Origin of the sequence: Mesotoga sp. B105.6.4 (genome assembly GCF_002896535.1) — a bacterium.
GTDB lineage: Bacteria > Thermotogota > Thermotogae > Petrotogales > Kosmotogaceae > Mesotoga.
On the sequence record NZ_JWIM01000096.1, the window covers coordinates 1 to 2,667 of the forward strand.

General features: G+C 52.5%; 2 rRNA genes. Both read right to left on the reverse strand.

The window, feature by feature from the left end:
• Positions 1-66 precede the first annotated feature (66 nt).
• A 5S ribosomal RNA gene (gene rrf / locus RJ60_RS14665) occupies positions 67-183 on the reverse strand.
• A 33-nt stretch (positions 184-216) separates the two neighbouring features.
• Positions 217-2,667, reverse strand: a 23S ribosomal RNA gene (locus tag RJ60_RS14670); the annotation flags it as partial.

Genomic DNA, 2,667 nt, shown 5'->3' on the forward strand with positions numbered 1-2,667 from the left:
ACTCACAACTTGGAACTGGTTCTCAAACAAAAAGGAGAGTCAAAAAGACTCTCCTCTTGTATAACATCTGGGCGATACCTACTCTCGCATGCAGTTGCCCACATACTACCATCGGCCCGAGACGGCTTAACTGCCGGGTTCGGTATGGAGCCGGGTGTTTCCCGCCCCGGTATCTTCACCCAGAATATCTGTTCACTCAAGAGTACATAGGGAAATAAGGTAAAGGAATCGGATTATTAGTACTGGTCGACTGAACACTTCACAGTGCTTACATCTCCAGCCTATCTACGTCCTCTTCTCGAACGATCCTGAGAGACCTAGTCTTGAAGCGTGCTTCCCGCTTAGATGCTGTCAGCGGTTATCACTCATGAACGTAGCTACTCAGCTACTGCCGCTTGCACGACAACTGATTCACTAGAGGTTCACTAACCCCGGTCCTCTCGTACTAGGGGCTACCCTTCTCAAGTCTCCTACGCTCGCAACAGATAGGGACCGAACTGTCTCACGACGTTCTGAACCCAGCTCACGTACCGCTTTAATAGGCGAACAGCCTAACCCTTGGGACCTGCTCCAGCCCCAGGATGCGATGAGCCGACATCGAGGTGCCAAACACTGCCGTCGATATGAACTCTCGGGCAGTATAAGCCTGTTATCCCCAGGGTAGCTTTTATCCGTTGATCAACGGCCTTTCCACTCAGGGCCGCAGGGTCACTAGGGCCAGGTTTCCCTCCTGTTCGACCTGTCAGTCTCACAGTCAAGCTGGCTTTTGCCCTTACACTCTATGGTTGATTTCCAACCAACCTGAGCCAACCTTAGCGCGCCTCCGTTACTCTTTTGGAGGCGACCGCCCCAGTCAAACTGCCCACTTAGCAATGTCCTTGTTGTGCTCTCCAAGCGATCGTTACGCCATTCGTGCAGGTCGGAACTTACCCGACAAGGAATTTCGCTACCTTAGGACCGTTATAGTTACGGCCGCCGTTTACTGGGGCTTCGGTTCAAAGCTTCGCTTGCGCTAACCTTTCCCCTTAACCTTCCAGCACTGGGCAGGCGTCAGACCCTATACGTCTTCTTCTCGAATTCGCAGAGCCCTGTGTTTTTGGTAAACAGTCGCCGCTGCCTTGTCACTGCGACTCCAGCCAGCTCTTAACCAGCCAGAGTACCCCTTCTCCCGAAGTTACGGGGCCAATTTGCCTAGTTCCTTAACAGGAGTTATCCCGCTCCCCTTAGCCTTCTCAGCTTGCCTACCTGTGTCGGTTTTCAGAACGATTGGCTTAACACTCAAACGCTTTGCGATGCTTTTCTCGACAGTATGAACTCAACGTTGTTGCTCCCGAAGGAACTCCCATTCGTTCCTCACCCTCCCGCGGTGGATTTCCCTGCCGCGATCATCAGACTAGAAACTTAGACGCACTATGCAACTAGTACGCAACGCCTATCCTCCTGTGTCACACCCCAAAACTCATGTCACGCCAGTACCGGAATATTAACCGGTTTCCCATCGGCTACCCCTTTCGGGTTCCCCTTAGGATCTCGACTAACCCTGGGAGGACGAACCTTGCCCAGGTACCCTTAGGCTTTCGGGGGGAGAGATTCTCACTCTCCTCTCGTTTACTCATGCCTGCATTCTCTCTTGTGCCTCGTCCAACAGCCCTCACGGGTCTGCCTTCTCCCTACAACACAATGCTCCTCTACCAACAGTTTCCTGTTCCACAGCTTCGGAGGATAGCTTTAGCCCCCTTACATCTTCGGCGCGGTGAGTCTCGACTAGTGAGCTGTTACGCACTCTTTTAATGATGGCTGCTTCTAAGCCAACATCCTAGCTGTCTTTGACTCTCCACTTCCTTTAACACTTAGCTATCTCTCTGGGCCCTTAGCTGGTGGTCTGGGCTGTTTCCCTCTCGACTACGGACCTTATCGCTCGCAGTCTGTCTCCTGCACTTTGAGTAGAGGTATTCGGAGTTTGACTGGGGTTGGAGGTCGCCCCCCTAGCCCAATCAGTGCTCTACCCCCTCCACTAACCATGCAAGGCCGTGCTTAAACACGTTTCGAGGAGTACCAGATATCACCGAGTTCGGTTAGCTTTTCACTCCTATCCACAGGTCATCCAATAGCTTTTTACTGCTAACTGGTTCGGTCCTCCAGTGGGTGTTACCCCACCTTCAACCTGCCCATGGATAGCTCACCCGGTTTCGGGTCTATCGCAACTGACTTCCGCCCTATTAAGACTCGGTTTCCCTTCGGCTTCTCCTCTCTCGGATTAACCTCGCCAGTTACGGTAACTCGCAGGCTCATTAATCAAAAGGCACGCGGTCGCACTTTCGTGCTCCCACTTATTGTAGACTCACGGTTTCAGGTACTCTTTCACTCCCCTCCCGGGGTGCTTTTCACCTTTCCCTCACGGTACTTTTCCGCTATCGGTCAGCAGGTAGTATTTAGCCTTAGAGAGTGGTCTCCCCAGATTCACGCGGGATTTCTCGTGCCCCGCGTTACTCGGGATATATGCAAGGATAGCCTCTGACTTTCGCCTACAGGACTTTCACCTTCTCCGGTCTATCTTCCCAGATAGTTCGACTAGCCTTTAGCTTCTCCCGGCCCTGTACGGTCAGGCCCGTATATATCCCTCTACCCCTATATGGCAACGCCCGTACGCTTACACTATATAGGTTT